This is a genomic window from Faecalibacterium sp. An58 (assembly GCF_002161515.1).
GTDB classification, from domain to species: domain Bacteria; phylum Bacillota; class Clostridia; order Oscillospirales; family Ruminococcaceae; genus Faecalibacterium; species Faecalibacterium avium.
On sequence record NZ_NFHX01000060.1, the window covers coordinates 1 to 2,493 of the forward strand.

Below are 2,493 nucleotides of genomic sequence, written 5' to 3' on the forward strand. Positions count from 1 at the left end.
AGCTTCAAAATGTCCTTTTCTGAGTGGATATACACGAACGGATTATAATGCATCGACTTTTTGAAGTTGATGGTGTTGAAGATTTTGATGCGGTAGCCTTTCTTCAAAAAGGCGTTGCCGACCTCCAAAACCGTGGTACCTTTCGGGTCTGTGAGGACATAGGAACTATGCATTTGCAGGAGATTGGGCTTGATCCAGAAGCGGGTCTTACCGCTGCCGGAACCGCCTACAATGAGGACATTTTTGTTCCGGGCTGTTTTGGGGTCTTTGGGTCGGCTGGACATAGTGAGACGTTCGGTCTGGGTCAGGATGATGTTGTCCTCAAACTTGGGGGCCACATACGGCTCGATGTCTTTGGCATTGCCCCAGCGGGCCGAGCCGTACTCGCTGCCGTGGCGGTACTTTTTGGCGTTCTTGCCTTTGAGATAGACCGCCAGCCGCAGTCCCGCGCCGCAGCACAGACCGACGCACATATCCAACGGATGAAAACTTGGAACGATTCGCCCCAGCGCCTCTGGCAAAACTCCCATCAGGGACATCATCTTTTCGGAAAAGTCAGCCCCGACAGCCAGCCGCCAGGCATAACCCAGATTGGTGGCGTACAGGCCCATCAGGACATAGGGCAGGTTCAGGAGCACAAGTCGTTTGGTGTTTTGGTTCATCGGCCGGCACGCTCCTGCTTCTTTTCCCGCATCTTACCAGGCACCAGCTCAGCAGCAAGGGCCTTGAACTGCTGCAAACGCTCCAGCACGCTGGGGCGTTTCTCTTTGTTGACCAGCTTGGCGGAGTAGTCCTTGAAGGCGGCGGTCAGGGTATCGGCATCCCGCGCCTTGAAGAAAACCAGATACCGCGGCGGGTCGTCGTGATTTTTGGTGATGGCGTAGTCCACACCATACTTGTCCAAGATCCGCTTGAAATCCCGGATGCCGGTTTTCTCGATCTCAATGTTGGTGGCCCCCTGGTCCTGCCGCAGAAGCTGCTTGACGCTTTGCTTGCCCACCGGTTTACCGTGCGTCTTGCCCGCCCGCCATTGCAAGAACTTACGAGCCGCCGCCAGGATCGTCCGGCCCGTCAGCTTGGTGGTGCTGATGGCGAAGTTGATCGTTCTGTTCTCCACATCTTCCTGCATGGGGGTCATCCTCCTTTCCCGCCTGCATCAGGGCCACGATGAAAAAGCCGAACCAGGTACCCGCCGCAAAAAATACCGCGCTCGTCCACATGGTCAGTCCAGCCGGATGGCGATAAAGCTTTCGCCGCCCTGCATCAGGATGACGCTGTGTTCCTCCAGGAACTCGGCCAGTTGATACAGGTCCGCTACCTGAAGGGACACGGTGTTGCCAATGTGGTCGATGCGGAAAAAGACCATGGGGCCAACGAGGTAGGATTCCTCCCCGATATCCATGACCTGTTCCGGACAGTAGCTCATGAGGATGGGCAGACCGGGGATGCCATACAGCAGGTCAGCCTCGTCAAAACAGGGCAGATAGTCGGGAGCATCCTCCAAACGGATAACCGAAAGGGGCATCTCAGGGCCAGCCGTTGCCAGATAGAGGGGGCGCTCCGGCACGAGCGGGCCAGATACAGGCGTGCTGCTGTCTGCCAGCAGGCTGTTCAGGATGGTCTCGATGGCGCAGACCTTCTCATAGGTCTGCTGTGCGAGGGTGGGTTTCGTTTTGTTCATAGGCGATTCCTCCAATTTTGTGTTTTGTATTTTGTGATTTGTGCCAGCCGGTTAGAATTTCTGCATTTAATCCAGGCAGATGACCAGCAGGCTTTCCCCATCGACTGTAATAAACTTTTGGTGACTGTTCAGGAATTTCAGCACATACTGCAAATCGCCCAGCGAGAGGGAAGCAACAGAGAGTTCCTTGCCCAATCGAAAGAAAACCATTGGGCCAATCAGGTAGCGTTTACCGGCCACACACGATACTTTCCCGGGAGAATAGCTCATCATAATGGGCATATCGGGCAAACCAAATAGAACATCTGCCCTCTGAAAATCAGGATGATAATCCTGCGCGTTTTCCATGCGAATGATGGATAAGGGAATATCCGGGCCAGTAACTACCAGATAGCCGTTTTCCTGCTGGGTCATAGTGCAATCCAAATCATACACGTCGTAAAAGAATAGTCTGGACACATAAGCCTCCAGCGCCTCCATTGCTTCCAATTCTTCTGAAAAAGTGCTGTCCATCTTCTGTTCGTACATTGAATGTCCTCCTGTCTCTGCATCGTGCCAGCAGGTCAGCGTTCCTGGCTGCGCTGGCGCTTTTTCTGCCACTGTTCCAGCAGCTTGATGATGGTGTCCTGCATCTGTTTGGGCGTGTAGGATTTGGGGAAGTATTTCCGCAGCACCTCGTTTTTGATGGTCACGCGGTCCATTTCGGCCTTCTTTTCCTCGCCCATGATGTCGAAGATGGCGTCGTAGGTGCATTTGCCCTCCTGGCTCAGCTTCTTGATCCGCTGGGCCTGGGAAAGGGAGGGCGCGTTTTG

At 54.2% G+C, this 2,493-nt stretch carries 4 protein-coding genes and 1 pseudogene; all 5 read right to left on the reverse strand.

Translation table 11 applies throughout. From position 1 onward, the window contains the following. Nucleotides 1-662: type IV secretory system conjugative DNA transfer family protein (locus tag B5G12_RS14070; protein WP_158099730.1), on the reverse strand; the 662-nt coding region annotated here is incomplete at its 3' end. Continuing rightward, nucleotides 659-1,129 carry a PcfB family protein gene (locus B5G12_RS14075; protein WP_087325481.1) on the reverse strand — a complete coding sequence of 157 codons (471 nt, stop codon included), beginning with the start codon at nt 1,127-1,129 and terminating at the stop codon, nt 659-661. The genes B5G12_RS14070 and B5G12_RS14075, both read right to left, overlap by 4 nt. A gap of 93 nt (nt 1,130-1,222) precedes the next feature. Next, a complete protein-coding gene (locus B5G12_RS14080; protein WP_087325482.1) occupies nt 1,223-1,681 on the reverse strand; it encodes a hypothetical protein in 459 nt (152 codons plus the stop codon). Between the two features lie 66 nt (nt 1,682-1,747). Next, nucleotides 1,748-2,209 carry a hypothetical protein gene (locus B5G12_RS14085; RefSeq protein WP_087325483.1) on the reverse strand — a complete coding sequence of 154 codons (462 nt, stop codon included), beginning with the start codon at nt 2,207-2,209 and terminating at the stop codon, nt 1,748-1,750. Nucleotides 2,210-2,244: 35 nt separating this feature from the next. Further along, nucleotides 2,245-2,493 (reverse strand): annotated as a pseudogene (locus B5G12_RS14090) (ParB/RepB/Spo0J family partition protein); the annotation flags it as partial.